Raw genomic sequence first — 19,418 nt, forward strand, 5'->3', positions numbered from 1 at the left:
CCGAACTGCACTTGTCCCGCTTTAGTGCGGCGCCATGTGCGCGTTTAAGGCACTTTCCGTTCGAATGCGACCGGGCTTCTCGATCCCAAGGCTGAGTGGCGACGGCGCGGATTGTAGAAGCCGTTGATGTACTCGAAGATTGCGATCTCAGCCACCCGCCGTGTTTCCCACGACTGTCTGAAGTCATCACCCACCAGACAGAATTAGGTGTTTGAGCAACAGAGGATTTTTGGTTCATCGAAGCCATTATGGAGCGAAGATGAACAATAAATCCGGAACATCGAAGGATGCCGTTGACAAGTTGGTCAGGGGTGTCAAGCGAAAGACGCGCAAACAGTATTCAGCCGAGGAGAAGATCAGGATTGTCCTGGCCGGTCTCCGAGGCGAGGAGAGCATTGCCGCACTGTGCCGCCGTGAGTGTATTGCTGAGAGCCTATATTTTTCCTGGTCAAAGGAGTTCCTTGAAGCTGGGAAGAACCGGCTAGCGCGTGACACGGCGCGACAAGCGACATCCCCCGAAGTCAAGGAGCTGCGGTCGGAATCTGCCGTGCTGAAGGAGGTGGTTGCTGAGCTGACGCTTGAGAACCGTCTGCTCGAAAAAAGCATGATCGGGGATTGGGAGTTCGACGAATGAGATACTGGCCGAGGAATGGCTCGAAGGCAGCTTGATCCCGACGGGATCCAGCAAATCCATCATCTTGGAAACCCTTCAATCCCTCCGGGCGCGCACGGGGCTTCAACAGGTCGACCAGGATCTGATCGAGCTCATGGGTGCGCAAATTCGAAAGACGCTCAATGAAATCCATGAAGGAAAAGGAGATGCAGCCCTCTCGCAAGACGTGGATCTCGTCTGAGAGCAAAATCAAAAAGTCGTCGAGTATGTGAACCTCGCCTATCGTTGGAAGCAGTTCAAAGTAGCCAAGGTCGCGCTGGGCGACAAATTGGCTGCAATCCGCGAGGCGGACGATCTTCTGGCCTCTGCCGTATAGTTCTAAGATGGATTGGCCGGGGCTTGTTGCGCGGCCCCGGCGCATTCATTTGAAGATCAAACAGAAATGTTGCATCCTACAGAAGGTGAAGCCTAGCTTCACCATCAGAAAGGGACAGTTGCTACGTATGTGCTACTCACAAAAACTTCCACTGAAAAACAGCACAATATCAAATAGATACACTCAGTCACTCAGATCCGTCATAGGTGCAACCGAGAGGCGCGCTGCGCGGTGAACGTTGGAAAACTCTGAGTCAACTTGGCTTGTTGGTGCACCCATCTTCTCGGTTTTCCTTGGCTTGATCGGTTTTGTTCGCATTATTCGAGGCCGTGCCACTGTGAAAGGCAACAGGGCCGCCGTGTAGCACTTTCTGTGTCGCAAACTCCAGCAATTGAATATGCCTGATATTGTTTCTGACCACCTTGCCGACCCTGAGAGTCATTTTCAAACGTGATCTTCGGGCGCAATGGTCGGCGGGGCGGCGTTTAGTGCGTCGATGGCAAAGCCAGCGGCAGTTTTGTATTTCGCCATGAAAGTGGCGCGTTCCTGAGCGGGAATGACTGTGTTGATGTCGTCGAATTCACCGCCGCAGCGCTCATCCAACAGTTTTAGCAGCCCAAACGGCCCTGCCCCACGGTTTCGCAACACCAGATCGGATACCGGGCCACACAGCAGAGTATCATATTGTGTGAGCGCCGCCCCATTGACGCCATGGGCGACCATCTCGGCGCCCAGCACCCGTGCGTCGACAATGGCTTGGCTGGCGCCGTTTGACCCGGTGGGATACATCGCGTGCGCCGCGGCCCCCATCAGCGCAACCGCACCGTCGACCCATGTTGGAATTGGATCGCGGTCGATCATCGGGTTTTCATAGGCACTTTCCGCTTGTGCCAGCATTGCCGGAACATCAAGCCAATCATAGCGAAACACGTCAAAGTGATGGGCAAAATCCGTGACGTCGACCTGTCGGAACCACCCATCCTGTTGCCAGCCATCGGCGTTGTCCACAGTGACTTCGGCAATCCAGTTAACCAGTGCGTACCCGTCCGCATCAGGTTTAGAGATCGGATAAATCACCATACGGTTGCGATGTGTGCCCAGCCCGACAAAAGAGCTTTGGGTACGCAAGGGTTTGGCACGCACTGTGCCGCGCCACATAATTGCGCCCCCCAATGGATTGGCGGCTGATCCGGGAACATCTGCGCCCGAATTGCAGAATGAATCCCATCCGCACCGATCAGCAAATGCCCCTGAATGTCACTTAAAGAGCCATCGCTGCGCCTTATATGCGCTGTCACACCGGTATCGTCCTGCGAGTAGCCTATCACCCGCGATCCAATGGTCGATTTCGGATGCAAGCCAACGTGTAGACGGGCCGAACTTGTATGGCTGCGGCAATCCGCCCGTCAGAGCTCCGTCTCTTGGCTTTCCACAAGTCAATATCAAATGGCTCAATTCCATCGGACACCATGGACATGCAGGGTGGTGAGTTCCGCAGGATCGCCAATCGGTCTACCCACATCTCCAACAACTCGGCATCGTCGAAATCTGCACCCATCGCAATATCTAGGTATCTTCGACGTTGTTCACCGTTCATATGTTGCGTCTCCCAAGTGCGGCTTTGGCTGTCAGGGCGAAAAAAGTATGGAAACTTCGCAACTGGCTTCTCCGGTAACGTGTTTAGCCCATCTTTCCATCAAAACACGTCGCTGTTCCAGATAGCCGGTCCGTCGGTAGGACCTCTCAACTTGGCTGCCAACCGAATGGGTCAACGCCGTCTCGGCAACATCTCTGGGCGTATTGATAGCTTCCGCACACCATGTACGAAAACTGGACCGAAATCCATGCGGTCTCGCATCCATGCCTAAGCGCTGCATGTACTTGGACATTGTGGCATCAGAAATCACACCCTTGCGAACGCTGGGATAAAAGAAGCCGTCCCTAGCATAAGGCTGAGCCGCGCTGAGCACCTTTTGAGCCTCTTGGGACAGTGCCCTAAAATCACTCTCCTTGCCCTTGAGGGCTTTCATATGGGCTGCAGGAACAATCCATGTGTCCCCTTCGATCTGGTCTTCACGGCAAAACCGGATCGGATTGGAGCGCACAGCCGTCAGGATCAAGAGCCTTAAAGCCAAGTGGGTGATCGTCGGTTCATGCAGGCCAGCGTAGAATGCCGGTACATCCTGCCAAGGGACGGCTGCAATGTGCTTGGTCTGATGCCTGCTTTTACCCAATAACGCTTTGGCCTTGGCCGTTGCTTGAATGTCGACGTCCAGCCCCAACGCGGCAGCGTGTTGCATCACCAAGTTGAGCCGGTTCATCGCTTTTCGAGCGGTATCTGCCTTGACGTGCCAAATCGGGGCTAAGGTATCGCGTATGTCACGTTGATCAATTTCCTCGACTGGGACCTTGCCTAACTTTGGCAGGACATGCAGTTCGAGCGGCGAGAACCACCGGCCTGCCTTGCCATCGTTCTTAAGTTCCGCCTTTCGCGCCTCAAAAGTCTCAACGGCAATTTGCGCCAGCGTGTTGCTGCCTCTAGCAGCCTCCCGTGTTCGTCGTTGCCGCTCCTTGATTGGGTCCACACCTTCCTAAGCGAGCGCACGCCACTCTTTGGCTCGCTCCCGTGCCAGCTTCAACGAGACGTCGGCTGTGGAACCAAGCCCCATCTCCCGACGTCGGCCATGGATTGTAACGCGGAGAAACCACTGACCGCCACCGTCCGGTCTCTTGTGCAACCAAAGACCACCGCCATCGTTGTGTTTCCCAAACGGAAGGCCCCGTATTTTGGCTGTTGTTAGTTTGTGAAGCATTGAAATTTAATCCACCTTCCTGTCCACCTCCATATATAGTATGCCTTGGGAGCACTTGCGACGCAATGAGACAGGAAAAACGCTTCATTATAAGCACTTAAACGATGGGCGCGATGAGCTGAGTTGGCTTGATATGGATTTCAAATGCCTCTTCTGGGCACCACTTATTCCAAAAGTCGATACTTTTCAGAATCCTACGGTATGCGTGAGAAATTAACACCTCTTCAAAACCCATCCACTGGGCGTCGGTTGCTTATCGATTGTATCGACAATTCGCCGAGGCAAGGGACAAAAAGGTTCTGAATGCCAGTATCGAACGCGATTGACTATTTTAGAATGTTCATGAGCGAATTGTTCTGTTCGGAGCATTCAGCAGCGCCAACCCAGGCCCGGTTCAGATTGCTCGACTGGTAAGGAACTCGTCTGACCAGCCCAAATTGGCTCGCGCAGGTCTCATGTTGAAAGCAAGGGCATTTCGGAGAGTACTTTTCCTGTTCGTTTCACACCCCAATTTATTGAGACTTGCCGGCTTTTCCGCGACCAGTTTTAAGAGACATTCGCGATTATCAAGCACCTCGTCCGGCACGCACCCATTTGGAGCAACTTGAGGAGGGATGACGTTTGCCAAATTTAGGCATTAGCATTCATGTCAGTGACTGAAACGTTGTCGAACGCTGGTTTCGGGTTCAAATACATCACCGATATTGCATCTCCGACAGTGAGCTGCCGAACCAATGTGAAAACGAAGAAAAAGCAAGAGCACGACAGTGTGTGGCGGCGGAGCTGGCGGCGGCAAAAAAAGCCCTACACAATGGGCACCGAAGTTCCGGCCCAGAAGGGGGTGTCACCATCGATTTTCATTGCGAAGGTGGCAGATTATCGACCGCAACGAGGAAACTGATCAGTCCGAAATCTTCCTAGTTGCCGCAACTATTGACCTGTGTACGCAGCCGCTGGATGAGAATTTTCTGCGGTGTTACCGTGAAAAAACTTGTATCTACACAAACGAAATATTAGAGATAGTTTTACGCTCGTGAACAGAGGTGAAATCTGAATTCCTATCACACCGCTTCCGCTGTGGAAGCGTGGTTTCCCGGTGACCTGAGGTTTAGATCTGCAGGAAACTTACGACAGGTTGGGTATCTGAAAGTGGAAGTGCATTGATGACAGTCGTGAATATCGGTTCGATAAATCGTGACTTTGTTTTCAGGGTTTCGCATTTCCCAACGGCTGGAGAGACAATCGAGGTGCAAGACTTTCACTCAGGGTTGGGTGGCAAAGGGTTGAACCAATCTGTTGCAATCGCACGGGCGGGTGGGTCGGTCATTCACGTTGGTGCAGTTGGGTTCGGAGATGAGGCTCTCTTGGATCAGATTGAAACGCTGGGTGTTGAGACCAAAGCGATATCAGAATCCACGACCCGCAGCACTGGGCAAGCAAATGTTTATATCAACTCTGATGGTGACAATGCGATTGTCATAAATGCCGGTGCGAATGCTGACATCCCCGAGATGCCGCTTTCTCAAGTCTTGGAGCAATCAGGCACCGGCGATTGGCTCTTGTTTCAAAATGAAGTCAAGCTCCCTGCGCAGACTATATCTCAGGCGAAAGCGTGCGGTTTAAAGATAGCCTATTGTGCGGCACCTTTTGACGCCGAGGCTGTTGTCCCTTTGCTTGAGCACATTGACCTTTTGTCGGTCAACGAAATTGAGTTGGCACAGCTTGAGGACTCTTGCTCCGAGGCATTGGTTGAGCCTCAGTTCGATCTGCTCATTACACTCGGCGAACGTGGGGCGGAATTTCGTTCTGGCGGTGTGAGTGAAAAGGTTGCTGCATATCGCGTGAAGCCCATCGACACGACTGGTGCAGGGGATACGTTCCTTGGTTATTTTTTGGCTAATTATACTGACGGCACAGCGGTCGCTACCTGTCTTGAAATTGCCAGTCGCGCTGCCGCTCTCCAAGTTACGCGATTGGGCGCAGCCAATGTGATTCCGACCGTCGCAGAAGTGGACGGGTTTGCTCAGCCCGCCCCGCCAAAAGCGGAGGCGCTTCAGTGAAATATATCATTGATACAGACCCCGGGCATGACGATTTCTTTGCCATTCTCTATGCGGCGCGCTGCCTTGACGTGATCGGGTTGACGACGGTGTTCGGCAATTCAACAGTCGAAAATACAACCCAAAATGCACTGCGTATTTGCGAGTTGGCAAAGCTCGATATTCCGGTTGCCATGGGTGCTGGCAAACCAATTGTTGGCGATTACGTGGTGTCCCCGATCCACGGCAATGATGGTTTGGAGGGAGGCAAGTCTATTCCTTCGACCGAGCGTGAAATGGACCCGCGCGGTGCCGTGCAGTACTTGATTGAAATGGCCCGCGACAATGCCGGAAACCTGTCTTTGATCGTGCTTGGGCCGATGACGAATATCGCCTTGGCTTTTCGTATTGAGCCAAAGCTTTCCGAATGGATATCTGAGATATCGTTTATGGGAGGCTCAACTGGGACCGGCAATGTGACAGCATTTGCAGAAGCCAATGTCTGGAAAGATCCCGAGGCAGCACAAATGGTTTTGGCTTCGGGGGTTCCCTTGCGCATGGCGGGGTTGAATTTGACCGGGCAAGCACGTTTGTCGCAGACCCACGCGGACCGTATGGCCAATGCTGGGACGAATATCGGCGCGTACGCTGCGCAGATACTGACTTTTTACCTAAAACAGCATTCGGCGCGCTACAGACGCCCTGATGCTCCGATGCACGACCCATCTGCGGTCATCTCTCTGGTTCACCCAGATTTATTTGAGTTTCGCGATACGAATGTGTCGGTTGAACTGGTCAGCCCCGCGCTTCGCGGGATGACCATATGTGACATGCGTGAAATCGAGCCATTTCCGGGGGAGATGTTGCTTGCGCCGAACGTAAAAGTCGGTGTGCGTGTCGATGGACCTGCCTGTGTTGAGGCCATGATCGAGGCAATTTTGGAATATGAATAGTCCTAATTCGCTATAAATGTTTGCCCCACAGAAGGGCCTGATGCTGCGCAGATCGCGGTCTACCAATAAGGAGTACACATGAAACATCTAAGGGAATTTACTTTTGCATTGGCAGCTTCGACCTTTGTCGCCGGTGTAGCCGTCGCAGACGATGTCGAGCTGAGTGCAATCGGTCTGTCCTTTTCGGATGGTGCTTTGACAAGCCTGTTAAGCGACGCCGCCAAAAATGTTGACGGTGTTACGGTTGACACCGAATTGCTGCCATTTGGGCAGTTGTTTTCGGGGCTCGAAGTGCGCCTTCAAGCGCGTAACGAAACCCCTGATCTCTACTATGTAGATGGCCCACTGACCGCATCTTATACGGCGCGCGGGCATTTGACCGCTCTTGATGATATCTTGCCAAATGCATCCGAAATTTACACGTCGGCCGCGTTGCAGCAGGGCACTGTCGACGGTGTGTTGATGTCTGTTCCGCTTGAAAGCAGCACCGTCGTCATGCTTGTCAACAACGCTTTGTTCGAACAAGCAGGGATCGAAGCGCCGACAAACGATCCACAAGATCGGTGGACATGGGAAAAAGTTGCCGATGCAGGCAAGAAAATATCTGCATTGGGCGAAGACACCTGGGGATTCAATTTCCACTTCGGTGATAGCCCGTACATGGCTCTTATCATGCCGCAGTCCAAAGGTGCGACTTTGATCGGCGACGATGGTGTGACCGCATCGGGTTACGTCAATAGCCCCGAATTCATCGAAGCGATCTCGGCTTATTCCGCGCTTTACAGTGACGGCATCGCCCCTGCGGGCATGTATGATTACAGCCTTGCATTGGAGCTTTTCCTGAATGGTAAAGTGGGCATGTTCGCGGGCGTTGTGTCAGATGCGGTTACCGCTGGTAAACGTGACGGCTTGGACCTCACGGTTGCACCTTTGCCATATTTTGAGGGCGGCACTCCTGTGACACCAACTGGTAGCTGGCACATTGGTGTTAACCCGCGTTCAGCCAACCCGGAAAAAGCGGCGGCGTTGGTCCAAGCCTTGGCCCAGCCAGAGTTTGTGGCGGCGTATTTCGGCGCGCGCGCCAATCCACCGGTTCTGAAATCTGCCTGGGAAAGCCTTGGCGACCAGCTGGATGGTGAACTTTGGACTTTGGCACGTTACGAGATCAACAACACTGCAGTGGCGCGTCCGTCAATCGGAGGCTGGCTTGAGTACGACTCGATTTTGCGCAACGCGTTGCGTGAAATTCAGGGCGGTGCTGATGTCACTGAACGGCTGAATGCAGCTGCAGCTGAAATGGATCGCGAACTTCTGAAATACAAGAAGTGAGATCTCAGATGACTGACTCGCCAGTAGCATCTTCAACGCCCAAATCGGCCGCGAAGGCATCCAGAAAACGCACAATGCTTGATCCGCAAAGACCAAGCTGGGCGACGCTTATGATGTTTCTTCTGCCGGCGATCAGTCTTCTTATTGTCTTTAGACTGGCCCCGATCGCAATCTCGATCGGGGGCAGTTTTACCAGCCAATCCTTGCTAGGTGAAACGACCTTTCATGGATTGGGAAACTACAGCAATTTGTTCGCCGACGAGGGGTTTTGGAATTCCGTTCGCGTGACCCTGTTGTTCAATATTATCATTAACCCTCTTCAGATCTTCGTTGCGTTCATCATGGCGCTGCTTGTCTTTGCGCCGGGGCGCTTTTTGACGTTTTTCCGGGTTTCATTTTTCTTGCCGATGACCATGTCGACTGCGCTGGTCGCTGTGATGTGGAACCTTTTGTTTGATCCGAACTTGGGCCTGGTGAATTCAATACTCGCGCAAACCCCGTTGGGACGTCAGGGGTTCTTTTTTGATGAAGATCAAGCGCTTGGCGCCATGATCTGGATATCGACATGGAAAGGAGCAGGGTATTATATGATCTTCCTCTTGGCCGGTTTGTTCCGCATTTCAGAAGAGCTATACGAGGCAGCACACGTTGATGGAGCCAGCCCGTGGCAACAACTTCGACTGATCACTTTGCCGCAAATGAAACGCACGTTTTTGTTTGTTTTCGTGGCCGATACCACTGTCAACCTGCTGTTCTTTGCGCCCGTTTATATCATCACACGCGGTGGCCCGAATGGGTCGACCGATACGCTGATGTACAGAGCCTATGAGAGTTCTTTTACATTTGTCGACTGGGGACGTGCCTTGTCTCTGTCATGCATCCTACTGTCTCTTGTCGTCATCGTAGCCTGTGCGCAGATGCTATTCTTTAAACCCGGAGAAGGCGAATGAACGATACATTCCGCCCTGGTACACACCATCCGGTCAAACATATCGGGCGCTATACCCTCATGTGTGCGTTGGCCTTTCTTGCGCTGGCCCCATTGCTTTGGATGTTCCTGTCTTCGCTGCGCCCCACCCAAGAGATGTTCTCCTATGCGGGCAGTTTCTCATGGCATACAATCTGGCCAGAGACGTTTACGCTCTCAAACTACACGGGCTTGCTAGAAACCGGTTTTCCACGGGCCATCGGGAATTCATTGTTCGTCGCTGGCGTAACCATGGTGATCGGTGTGCTGGTTAATGCGGCCGCGGCTTTTGCCTTTGCTACGTTCCAGTTCCGGTTTCGCGGGCCGCTTTTCCTTTTGGTTCTTCTGACTGCAATGATGCCTTTTGAGGCGATCGTGCTGCCGCTTTATATGCTGGTGAACAAGCTTGGAATGATCGACAGCTATTCGGTTCTCATTGTGCCTGAACTCGCGAACGGTTTTGTTATCTTGATGTTCCGTCAGTTTTTTGCGGCGATCCCTCGTGAACTCTATGAGGCCGGTCGGATAGACGGGGCTTCCTGGTTGCGGATCTTCTTTTTCATAGCATTACCTGTATCTTGGCCCGTTATTCTGACTGGGTCGATTATGATTTTCATCACTCAATTCGAGGCATTTTTCTGGCCGCTTGTTGCCGCGCCGTCAGCAGAGCTGACTGTGGCCCAAGTGGAAATTGCAAAGAACATCAGTCTTGAAGGCGCTAACTGGGGGCTGTTGTTCTCGTCGATGAGCATCGTTTGCGTGATCGCAGCACTCCCGTTCCTTGTTTTCCAGCGTTTTTACATCCGCAACGTCGCATCCAGCGGCATCAAATAACAAAGGGCTTATCCCGAATGGCTCAAGTCAAAATCTCGCAGGTCCGTAAAGCTTACGGTTCTCTCGAAGTCCTTCACGGGGTCGACATCGATATACCAGATGGTAGCTTTTCGATCTTGGTCGGACCGTCAGGTTGCGGGAAATCTACCTTGCTGCGGATGATTGCAGGGCTGGAGGTTATAACCAGCGGCGATATCATTATCGGCGACAAGGTTGTTAACGATCTCTCTTCTCCGAAGCGTGATATTGCGATGGTGTTTCAGAACTACGCGCTCTACCCGCACTTGACTGTCGCGCAAAACATGGGCTTCTCGCTCAAAGTGGCGAGGGTTCCAAAGGCTATTATCGCGGAAAAGGTTAAAGACGCGGCGGAAATGCTGGGTTTGACAGACTACCTGAACCGGCGTCCCCAGAAACTTTCTGGTGGGCAACGTCAACGCGTTGCCATGGGGCGTGCGATAGTTCGTGATCCTTCGGTGTTTCTTTTTGATGAACCGCTTTCAAATCTTGATGCAAAAATGCGCGGTCAGATGCGAACGGAATTGCGCGCAATGCACCGACGTTTGGGCTCGACAATGATCTACGTAACACATGACCAGATTGAGGCCATGACGATGGCAGATCAGATCATCGTGATGAACGATGGTTATGCGCAGCAGGTTGGCGCCCCCCTCGAGCTATACGATCGTCCGGCAAATTTGTTTGTAGCTGGTTTCATTGGCGCTCCTGCAATGAATTTCCTGTCGGCCAAGGCTGCGGGCGGTCAGGTACATCTCGCGGATGGAACACGCGTGCAAATACAGATCGCGGATGATTTTGAGGGCGACGTGATAGTCGGAATTCGACCTGAGCATCTGGTACTAGATGCCAATGGGCCGTTAGAGATCACTGTGGATGAGATCGAGCCGACCGGTTCTGAAACCCATATTTCGGCGACCACACAGCAGGGAGTGCCTATCAAAATGGTCACGTCCGAACGCGTGACAGCGGATTCAGGTGAGACACTTACCATAGGTTACGAAGTTAAAAAATTGCACTTGTTTGATGCTAAATCCACTAATCGGATTTCGATCTCTGAACAGTAAGCTTCTGTGTGGAAACGGTATTTTTAAGTAAGAGACACAATTTCGGAATTGCCACGCACTCTGTCACAAGGCTTTCGCATTTGGCTGGCTCGGAACGGACATGTTAGGTGTCGGCTTTTGAGTTTAAAAGCGCGCGCCCAACCGTGATGATGATGGTGTTGTCACGTTGGCGATCCAACAGGGGTCAAACAAATGGATGTCGCTGAAATTTCGTTTCCGACAGCCTGTCATGTGGCCGCAGGATTCGCATTCTGAATGTGACCGATGACTTCAGCCGCGAATGTCTTACCGCTGTTGCCGATACATCGTCCCCGGCAAACCCATGCAGAAAGGCTTCGTCGAAAGCTTCAACGGCAGGATGCAGGATCAGCGTCTGAACGAAAACCTGTTCGACAACCTCAGACATACCCGCAATCTGATTACGGCGCGGCGCCCCGCCTACAACTATCCCGGCAAGCACTCACGCCTCGCCGGCCCGATGTCGCAGAATACGCTAACTGATCAAATTAGGATCAGAATCTGAACAGAACTAACCCAATTTAGCGGACTCTATGAGGAGCAGGTCACGTTCAATCCAAACAATGATGGTGTCACTGACGGGCGTGGTTTGCTTGGGTTTGGCCATGAATGAACATCTTTTTGAATAGCAAGAGTTCCTCATGAAGCAAAATTGCATATGCGACATTGCGCATTCTACAAGTCGATCTTGATCCCATCGTGACCGACCGTCAACGGGCCATCCCATTCGGGCGCTACGGCGCTTTGCCAATCCTGGACACCATAGGTCGGATCGTCAGAAGGGATAAGGTGGGACAGCGCAAGCCGTTTGACATCAGCATTCTTAGCGACCTTTGCCGCATCATGGGCAAAACTATGCGAGCGCAACCAATGTGCCATCAGTTTGTCCGAGCCATTGCCGACTCGTGCCATCAAAGCGGGCAAAGCGGTTTCCAGCATTGCCTCATGGATCAGCAAGTCCGCTTCTCGTGCGAAATCCTCCAGCGCCGTTATTGGCGCGGTATCCCCTGAGAAGACCACATGGGTTTTGTCAGTCTTGAAGGAATACGCGAAACAATCAATCAACGGAGGGTGTTCGGTCCGCAGGGCACTGATCGTGATACCTGCGTGTGTCACTACCTCACCCGCGTCGACCACATGGAATGTCACGAGAGCTTTTAAGTCCGGTCGGCCTTCATCCTCGGTACGTAGGTCGATGTCAGCCTTCATTGCTGCCAAGAAACCTGCCCAATAGGTATCAAGACCGTCGGGGCCATAGACGTCCACAGGTGTTTTCAGGCCCGCTGTCCACGCCGTGTGGAGCAACGAGCCAAGTTCCAGATAATGATCAGAATGCAGGTGACTGATAAAGATCAATGACAGATCTTTAAGCTGCATCCCCTGATCAACAAGACCGCGCGTCACGCCCAAACCGCAATCAAGCACGATCTGTTGACCATTCAGACACACTAAGTTTGATGTCGGCATTGAAGACCCAGGCCGAATGGCCGGACCACCTTTGGTGCCCAAAAGGGCGATGTAATCCTGTGTCATATCAAGCGCTTTCAGACGGCTGCAAAACCGGCGTCCAATGCGGACAAGATTGTCGATGCCTCGCCCTCGGACAGGATCAAAGGCGGAGACAAGATGAGGTTCGGACCCGAGACGCGCACCATCGCACCGTTTTGATAGGCCACTTCTTGTACCTTTCCGGCGGTTGCGCCATCGATTGGCGCCTTGGTACCGCGATCGCTGACCATTTCAATGGCTGTCATAAGGCCGTGGCCGCCACGAACATCACCGATGATGTTGTATTTCGCCATCAACGCCTGACACCCCTCATAAAGCTGCGTTCCCCGCGCGGCTGCATTCTCGATCACGTTCAAACGCTTGATTTCTTCCAAACAAGCCAAAGCTGCGGCGGCCCCAACGGGGTGTCCGGAATAGGTGTAACCATGCCCGATTTTGGCCGATGGGTTGCCTTCAAACACCTCGACCATGCGTTCGCCCAGCATCACTGCACCGAATGGGAAATAACCGTTCGTGATCGCTTTCGCAGTTGCCATCATGTCAGGTTTGATGCCCCAAAGACGGGCGCCAGACCACGCCCCTGTGCGGCCAAACGCGGTGATGACTTCGTCGGTGATCAGCAGGATGCCATTACGGTTACAGATTTCCTGCACTTTAGGCGCAAAAGATTTGTGAGGAGGGATAACGCCACCCGCACCAAGGATCGGCTCCATGATCATCGCGGCGATGGTGCCAGCCCCCTGAAATGCAATTTCATCCTCAAGCGCCTGCAAGCATAGCTGCGCCAGCTTTTCGGGGTCGGTTTCGTTGAAAGGGTTGCGGTAGGTATACGGGGCAGGGATGTGGAAACAACCCGGCAACAGCGGCTCATAGGCGGTGCGGAAATTGGCGTTGCCGTTCACAGATGCGCCACCCATGTGCGTGCCATGGTAGCCCTTTTTCAGGCTCAGGAACTTGGTGCGGCCCTGTTCTCCGCGCAGTTTGTGATACTGGCGCGCCAATCGAAGGGCTGATTCAACGGAATCAGATCCACCAGAGGTAAAGAACGCACGTTGCAGGCCATCCGGTGCAAAGAATTCGCTCAATTCATACGAAAGCTCAATTGCAGCGTCGTTGGATGTGCCGCGGAAGGTGGAATAATAGGGCAACTCGTTTAGCTGCGCCGCAATCGCGTCTTTCACCGGTTGGCAGGAGTAACCCAAGTTCACATTCCACAATCCGCCAACGCCGTCGACAACTGTGTGTCCGTCGATGTCGGTGATGTTCACACCGTGGGATCCGGTAATGATCTTTGGAGGCTGGTCGATGGTGTCTTTGGGTGACGTCATCGGATGCCACATCAGTTTACCGTTGTGCTCTTTCAGGAAGTTCGAATCTTTCATGAGATGTGTCCATTTCTTAGTGTGATGACATGGCGTTAGCCCATGCGTTTTCAACGACTGTGGGGATAACACCACCCCAGCTTTTGGTAATCTCACGGCTAGCCGTGATGAGTTCGGCTTTGATGATGTTCTCTAATTCCGGGGTGAATCGCGATGCGACGCTCGCTACGGATACCGCACCAGCGAATTGACCTGTTTGATCGAATATGGGGGCTGAGAGGCTGTTGATCTCTTCCTCGAAACGGCCAATTGAAAGTCCCATGCCTGTTGTGCGGGCGGTGGCAACCAGCGTTTCTAAGGCCTCCACCGTCATTGGGGTCAAGTCGGTGAACGCTTCGAAATTATCGCATGCTGCTGCTAACAGCTCGTCGGGGCCAAATGCTACTGCACAGAAACCCGATGCGGTGGCATGAAGTGGGAAGGTTGTAACGTCAATCACTGCGCGCGTGCTGTGTTTTGGCGACTCGCGCGACATCAATGCGAACAGCGTTAAGCCAGACAAGACTGTTACGTGAACCGTTTCGCCGGTTTTTTCAGCAAGGGTCGCAAGAGCTGTTTCTGCACCTGCTTTGCGCGGCACGGTGGCTTCTCGCATGCGACCCAGCTGAAGAAGTGCGGGCCCAAGGCGGTAGTTTTTCGATGTAACGACTTGCTCGACAAATCCTGCTTTTTCAAGAACTTGAAGATGTCTGTATGTCGTTGCCTTGTCGCGTTTTGCAAGACGGCACATCTCTGACAGGCCTATTTCCGGCTTTGCTTCAGAAAATAGTGAAAGAAGCTCAAGTGCTTTGGATGCTGACGACATTTGGCGAACAATCCTTGTTTGGATGAGAAAAAGTTTGACACATACATTTTGAACGTGCAAGCTATTTTTCACAACGATGGTTCAATATATGAACCGAGAACAGGGAGAATACAATGTTTAAAGTTACAAAAGTTGCCTCTGCGATGGCTTTGGCGATGGTTGCTGTTGCTGGTGGTGCCCAAGCTGAATACCCAGAGAAACCTGTTGAGTTTGTCGTGCCCTGGCCTCCAGGAGATCTTGAAGATGTTCTGACGCGCATGATCGCTGAGGACTTCTCAGACGCATACGGCGTGCCGACGGCCGTCGTGAACAAACCTGGCGGCGGTGGCGGCCCATTTCCTGGTGCGATCGAAGTGGCGAATGCGCCCGCTGATGGTTACACCGTTGGTTCGTTCATCATCGCGATTCCAGTTGTTGGCCCGCAGATCGGTATCCCAGAGCTGAACCCTGATCCGTTTGTACCGCTTGGTAACTTCCTGACGTATCCATTCGTTATCGCTGCGGGCGCGAATGCACCTTATAATGACATGGCGGGCCTTGCAGCTCACGCGCAAGAAAACGACGTTGTGCTTGGTCACTTTGGGGCACCTTTGGTGCCAACGCAGGTCACACTTGGTTTGGCGGCCGAGATGGGTTTCTCTTATGCGGCTGACGCTGCCTTTGATGCTTTGGATTGCAACACATTGGCATCCGGCGATGTGGACGTCATCAACACAACCCTGCAATTGATACTGCCTTGTATTGATGATGTGAAAGTTCTTGCCTCTATCGGCGGGGAACGTATTGGCTTGACGCCGGATTCGCCAACGGTCGCCGAGCTGGCCCCTAACCTGAACGTGTCGTTGTGGAACGGTCTGTTTGTTCACGCTGACACGCCGCAAGACGTTCAAGAGAAAATCAGCGCTGTCGCTGAAAAGACAATGGCGTCTGAACGCGCGCAAACATTGGCTGCTGAAACCGGTGCTCTTGTGTACTGGCAGCCCGCTGCCGAAGTTGTCACGCAGATTGAACAAGATATCGAAACGATGAATCTCATCGGCAATATTTTGGGTCAGTAGCACTCATTCCTAGACTTATCGGGCGGCCATTCTGGCTGCCCGATTATCCTAAACCATAGGAACGGAGCCGCGATATGTCTCGTGTTAAGACACTTCAAAACTTATTCAAACGCTACAGGCGACCGGGGGATATCGTGTTCGCTTGGTTTTTGTTCTTATTGGCTGCATTTCTGATCCTCCAGTTAACGGATCAAACCACATGGCGCCCCGGAACAAAACTGTTCGCTCAGCCGCGGTTTTGGCCCGCTGTTTCACTGGGGTGCATGACGGTTTTCGCTGCGTTTCATCTCTTGGGATCAGCATGGTCTGTGCGGATTCCTGGGCGTTGGCAAGAAGTTTGGCTATGGATATCTGCGCTTGAATATGCCGCTTGGTTCATCGCGTATGCGGCACTCATTCCGTATACCGGTTACCTTCTGACAACGGTTGTGTTCGCGGTCGCGTTGGCGTTCCGGGCCGGATACCGCAGTTTGCCGATGATGATTTCAGCTGTTGTATCTGCTGTGGTGATTGTCCTGCTGTTTAAGACCTTTCTTCAAGTAAACCTTCCATCTGGTTTGATCTACGAGCAGCTGCCCAATGGGCTGCGTCAGATCATGCTGACTTATTTCTGATCGGAAAGCGTTATGGAAAATATCTTTGCTGGGTTGGAAATGCTGGCCCGTTGGGACGTTATGATGGCCCTATTTATTGGCTCAATCGGGGGCGTCATTATTGGCGCTATTCCGGGTGTGGGCCCTGCGGTCGCAATCGCCATTTTGTTGCCAGCTACGTTCTCTCTTGATCCGATTGTGGGGCTTACAATGTTGCTCGGCATTTACGGATCATCCATGTATGGGGGTGCTATTCCTGCCGTTTTGATCAACACGCCGGGAACGGCGGTGAATGCACTTACATCCTATGATGGTTATCCCATGACCAAAAACGGAGAGGCGCATCGCGCGGTTTCATTGGCCTATTCCGCGTCGTTTTGGGGCGGCATTTTTGGCATTGGGTGTTTGATACTTTTATCGCCGGTATTGGCGTTAATCGCTCCGATGTTCGGCAGTCGAGAGATTTTTTTGGCCGCGTTGTTAGGCATAATCCTTGTAATTCTTGCGCACCGAGGGCAGATATTTGCGGCCGGTTTGTTGGCGATGTTTGGCATTTTTCTGCAAACTGTTGGACTTGACCCGACCACCTACACACAGCGGTATTCGTTCGGCTACTCGTTCCTAAGCTCGGGCGTGAACCTGATTGTTGTCGTGCTGGGCCTGTTTGCGCTGAGCCAAGCATTCTTCTTGCTTACGTCACCAGATGACAGCCCAGACGCCAAGCCGATCACTGGAAAAATGGGGGCAGGCATCAAGGAATTGATGAAACACAAGCGCGTTGCGACTGTTGCGTCGGCGTTTGGTGTGGTGCTTGGGATGATCCCCGGGACAGGTGAATTTACAGCTCAGTTTATGAGCTACACCTACGCGCAGAAGACGTCGAAAGACCCAGACAAGTTCGGCAAAGGATCACCAGAAGGGTTGATTGCATCCGAGGCAGCCAACAACGCTGTCCCCGCGGCCGCGATGATCCCCTTGCTCGCGCTTGGTATTCCGGGTGAGGCGCTGACAGCCATGATGTTGTCCGTGTTTTACGTCCACAATGTGATCCCTGGCCCGCAACTATTCCAGAACAATATTGATCTGGTTTACGGGCTGTATTTCGCGCTCATTGCGTTGAATATCATCGTGATGGTGTTCTTGCTGTTCTCAACAAACTTGCTGACCAAAATCATCCGCGTTCCCACACGGTTTTTGGGTGTCATGATCTTGTTGCTGTCGTTCGTGGGTGTTTATTCGCTGCGCAATTCGCTGACCGACTGCATGATTGCAGCGGGCTTTGGTGTGCTTGGTTTGATTTTAAAGCGTCTGAACTTGCCGATTGTGCCAATTATTTTGGGCATGGTTCTGGGCGGTATCATGGAAGTCAAACTTCGTTCGTCCTTACCGCGCCTTAAAACGCCTTTGGATATGATTGACCGCCCGATTACTGCGATCCTTTTTGCGCTGATCCTCATCGTGGTTGGCATACATATTCGTGGTTTGATCAAAGAATGGCGGGCAGAACCGGAAGATGACGAACACAACATTTCTGACACGTACCAGCGGTAGGATAACATGAACCAAACACAAATCGACGAGCTGCGCGCGCGGCCTGTTCCAGCGTTTCAGCATCTGATCGATGGGCAACATGTTCCCGCCAGCGACGGGCAGGTGATGGATATCATATCGCCCATTGACGGTCAGGTTTTGACAATGACAGCCAAAGGCACCAAGACCGATATGGAGGCCGCGATTGCATCAGCCCGCGCGGCGTTCGAGGATGGTCGCTGGTCAGGGCAACCGCCCGCTGCCCGCAAAAAGGTCATGCTGAAATGGGCCGATTTGATCGAGGCGAATGCCTTGGAGCTGGCCGTTTTGGGTGTGCGCGACAATGGCACCGAAATCGGCATGGCGATCAAGGCCGAGCCGGGGTCCGCGGCGGCAACTATCCGGTATTACGCCGAAGCCTTGGACAAGGTGTATGGCGAAATCGCTCCCACGTCTTCTGACATATTGGGGATGATCCACAAAGAACCTGTGGGCGTTGTCGGCGCGATCATTCCATGGAATTTTCCGTTGATGATCGGCGCATGGAAGCTTGGGCCTGCCTTAGCGATGGGCAATTCGGTGGTGTTGAAACCGTCGGAAACGGCATCCTTATCACTGATGCGCTTGGCGGAGCTGGCGCTTGAGGCTGGCCTGCCTGCCGGCGTTTTGAACGCGGTAACAGGTGAAGGTGCAGTGGTTGGTGAAACCTTGGGTCTGTCAATGGATGTCGATGTTTTGGTGTTCACTGGGTCGGGTGGTACAGGCCGCAGGCTGATGGAATACGCAGCACGCTCCAATATGAAACGCGTCTATCTGGAATTGGGCGGCAAATCCCCAAACATCATTTTCGCTGACGCGCCAAATCTGGATGAGGCCGCTAAGGTCGCAGCCGGTGGAATTTTCCGCAATGCCGGGCAAGTTTGTGTGGCTGGCTCGCGACTGTTGGTCGAGGCGTCGATCCATGATGAATTTGTTGCGGCCGTTGCCACGGCCACGGAGGCGATGCGCGTTGGTGACCCATTGCAGATGGATACGCACATAGGCGCTGTGAATTCCGAGGTGCAGCTGAATGCAAACCTTGGTTTCGTCGAAACAGCCAAGTCCGAAGGTGGCCACATTGTCACCGGTGGCGCGCGCATTCTGGAAGAAACGGGCGGCTATTACATGGCCCCCACAATTGTCGCCGGTGTAGATCAAAACGCGACGCTGGCCCAAAAAGAGGTCTTTGGACCTGTGTTGGGCGTGACCCCGTTTTCATCCGATGACGAAGCAATCCAGATTGCGAACTCGACTGTCTATGGGTTGGCCGGTGGCGTTTGGACATCCAGCCTAAGCCGCGCGCATCGCATGATCCGCGCCGTGCGGACAGGTGTGATGCATGTGAACACATATGGCGGGCCGGATGTGACGGTGCCGCTTGGCGGCGTGGGGCAATCTGGCAACGGGGCGGACAAATCGCTGCATGCCATCGACAAGTACGTCAACCTCAAGACTGCCTGGATCAAATTGTAGGA

General features: G+C 52.9%; 17 protein-coding genes and 4 pseudogenes. 14 read left to right on the plus strand and 7 right to left on the minus strand.

Annotation, left to right across the window (positions count from 1 at the left end; translation table 11 throughout):
• Positions 1 to 44: 44 nt before the first annotated feature.
• A pseudogene (locus ABJI08_RS13955) lies at positions 45 to 182 on the minus strand (IS3 family transposase); the annotation flags it as partial.
• Between the two features lie 77 nt (positions 183 to 259).
• On the opposite strand from ABJI08_RS13955, the pseudogene ABJI08_RS13960 reads away from it, so the two are divergent.
• Positions 260 to 601, plus strand: a pseudogene (locus ABJI08_RS13960) (transposase); the annotation flags it as partial.
• A 64-nt stretch (positions 602 to 665) separates the two neighbouring features.
• Positions 666 to 854: a hypothetical protein gene (locus ABJI08_RS13965; RefSeq protein ID WP_348402456.1), complete on the plus strand. Its 189-nt coding sequence runs from the start codon at positions 666 to 668 to the stop codon at positions 852 to 854.
• A gap of 579 nt (positions 855 to 1,433) precedes the next feature.
• Here the strand turns inward: ABJI08_RS13965 and ABJI08_RS13970 are convergent.
• From ABJI08_RS13970 to ABJI08_RS13980, 3 genes and pseudogenes are all read right to left on the minus strand, one after another.
• Positions 1,434 to 2,329: pseudogene (locus tag ABJI08_RS13970) on the minus strand (FAD-dependent monooxygenase); the annotation flags it as partial.
• Positions 2,330 to 2,617: 288 nt separating this feature from the next.
• A complete protein-coding gene (locus tag ABJI08_RS13975) occupies positions 2,618 to 3,310 on the minus strand; it encodes a hypothetical protein (protein WP_348402457.1) in 693 nt (230 codons plus the stop codon).
• A 270-nt stretch (positions 3,311 to 3,580) separates the two neighbouring features.
• Positions 3,581 to 3,802, minus strand: a complete 222-nt coding sequence (locus tag ABJI08_RS13980; protein WP_348402458.1) for an Arm DNA-binding domain-containing protein — start codon at positions 3,800 to 3,802, stop codon at positions 3,581 to 3,583.
• A gap of 646 nt (positions 3,803 to 4,448) precedes the next feature.
• Here ABJI08_RS13980 and ABJI08_RS13985 point away from each other — a divergent pair.
• From ABJI08_RS13985 to ABJI08_RS14020, 8 genes and pseudogenes are all read left to right on the plus strand, one after another.
• Positions 4,449 to 4,703, plus strand: coding sequence for a hypothetical protein (locus ABJI08_RS13985; RefSeq protein WP_348402459.1), 255 nt, complete (start codon positions 4,449 to 4,451; stop codon positions 4,701 to 4,703).
• 262 nt (positions 4,704 to 4,965) lie between these two features.
• Positions 4,966 to 5,862 carry a ribokinase gene (locus tag ABJI08_RS13990; protein WP_348402460.1) on the plus strand — a complete coding sequence of 299 codons (897 nt, stop codon included), beginning with the start codon at positions 4,966 to 4,968 and terminating at the stop codon, positions 5,860 to 5,862.
• Positions 5,859 to 6,794, plus strand: coding sequence for a nucleoside hydrolase (locus ABJI08_RS13995; RefSeq protein ID WP_348402461.1), 936 nt, complete (start codon positions 5,859 to 5,861; stop codon positions 6,792 to 6,794). Before ABJI08_RS13990 ends, ABJI08_RS13995 begins: the two co-directional genes overlap by 4 nt.
• Before the next feature lie 78 nt (positions 6,795 to 6,872).
• On the plus strand, positions 6,873 to 8,123 hold the full coding sequence (locus tag ABJI08_RS14000) for an extracellular solute-binding protein (protein WP_348402462.1): 1,251 nt from the start codon (positions 6,873 to 6,875) through the stop codon (positions 8,121 to 8,123).
• A gap of 110 nt (positions 8,124 to 8,233) precedes the next feature.
• Complete coding sequence (locus ABJI08_RS14005) at positions 8,234 to 9,073, plus strand: sugar ABC transporter permease (protein ID WP_348402463.1); 840 nt, start codon at positions 8,234 to 8,236, stop codon at positions 9,071 to 9,073.
• Positions 9,070 to 9,924 (plus strand): carbohydrate ABC transporter permease, encoded by an 855-nt coding sequence (locus ABJI08_RS14010; RefSeq protein WP_348402464.1) that lies wholly within the window; start codon positions 9,070 to 9,072, stop codon positions 9,922 to 9,924. The genes ABJI08_RS14005 and ABJI08_RS14010 overlap by 4 nt, the downstream gene beginning before the upstream one ends.
• 17 nt (positions 9,925 to 9,941) lie before the next feature.
• The gene (gene ugpC, locus ABJI08_RS14015) at positions 9,942 to 11,009 is read left to right on the plus strand and encodes a sn-glycerol-3-phosphate ABC transporter ATP-binding protein UgpC (RefSeq protein WP_348402465.1); all 1,068 of its coding nucleotides are present in this window, start codon (positions 9,942 to 9,944) and stop codon (positions 11,007 to 11,009) included.
• Between the two features lie 206 nt (positions 11,010 to 11,215).
• A pseudogene (locus tag ABJI08_RS14020) lies at positions 11,216 to 11,430 on the plus strand (integrase core domain-containing protein); the annotation flags it as partial.
• Between the two features lie 272 nt (positions 11,431 to 11,702).
• Here ABJI08_RS14020 and ABJI08_RS14025 read toward each other — a convergent pair.
• Genes ABJI08_RS14025 through ABJI08_RS14035 form a run of 3 tightly spaced genes read right to left on the minus strand, consistent with a single transcriptional unit; the run spans position 11,703 to position 14,723 of the window.
• Positions 11,703 to 12,560, minus strand: a complete 858-nt coding sequence (locus ABJI08_RS14025; protein ID WP_348402466.1) for an MBL fold metallo-hydrolase — start codon at positions 12,558 to 12,560, stop codon at positions 11,703 to 11,705.
• A gap of 11 nt (positions 12,561 to 12,571) precedes the next feature.
• The gene (locus ABJI08_RS14030; RefSeq protein ID WP_348402467.1) at positions 12,572 to 13,918 is read right to left on the minus strand and encodes an aspartate aminotransferase family protein; all 1,347 of its coding nucleotides are present in this window, start codon (positions 13,916 to 13,918) and stop codon (positions 12,572 to 12,574) included.
• A gap of 16 nt (positions 13,919 to 13,934) precedes the next feature.
• On the minus strand, positions 13,935 to 14,723 hold the full coding sequence (locus ABJI08_RS14035; RefSeq protein ID WP_348402468.1) for an IclR family transcriptional regulator: 789 nt from the start codon (positions 14,721 to 14,723) through the stop codon (positions 13,935 to 13,937).
• 113 nt (positions 14,724 to 14,836) lie between these two features.
• Between ABJI08_RS14035 and ABJI08_RS14040 the strand changes: the two genes are divergently transcribed.
• The 4 genes from ABJI08_RS14040 to ABJI08_RS14055 all read left to right on the plus strand — a co-directional run bounded on the left by ABJI08_RS14040 (position 14,837) and on the right by ABJI08_RS14055 (position 19,416).
• Complete coding sequence (locus ABJI08_RS14040; protein ID WP_348402469.1) at positions 14,837 to 15,781, plus strand: tripartite tricarboxylate transporter substrate-binding protein; 945 nt, start codon at positions 14,837 to 14,839, stop codon at positions 15,779 to 15,781.
• 74 nt (positions 15,782 to 15,855) lie between these two features.
• A complete protein-coding gene (locus ABJI08_RS14045) occupies positions 15,856 to 16,395 on the plus strand; it encodes a tripartite tricarboxylate transporter TctB family protein (RefSeq protein ID WP_348402470.1) in 540 nt (179 codons plus the stop codon).
• 12 nt (positions 16,396 to 16,407) lie between these two features.
• The gene (locus tag ABJI08_RS14050; RefSeq protein ID WP_348402471.1) at positions 16,408 to 17,925 is read left to right on the plus strand and encodes a tripartite tricarboxylate transporter permease; all 1,518 of its coding nucleotides are present in this window, start codon (positions 16,408 to 16,410) and stop codon (positions 17,923 to 17,925) included.
• A 6-nt stretch (positions 17,926 to 17,931) separates the two neighbouring features.
• Positions 17,932 to 19,416, plus strand: a complete 1,485-nt coding sequence (locus ABJI08_RS14055; protein WP_348402472.1) for an aldehyde dehydrogenase family protein — start codon at positions 17,932 to 17,934, stop codon at positions 19,414 to 19,416.
• Positions 19,417 to 19,418 lie beyond the last annotated feature (2 nt).

Source organism: Shimia sp., from assembly GCF_039969785.1.
In the GTDB taxonomy this organism is placed as follows: domain Bacteria; phylum Pseudomonadota; class Alphaproteobacteria; order Rhodobacterales; family Rhodobacteraceae; genus Shimia.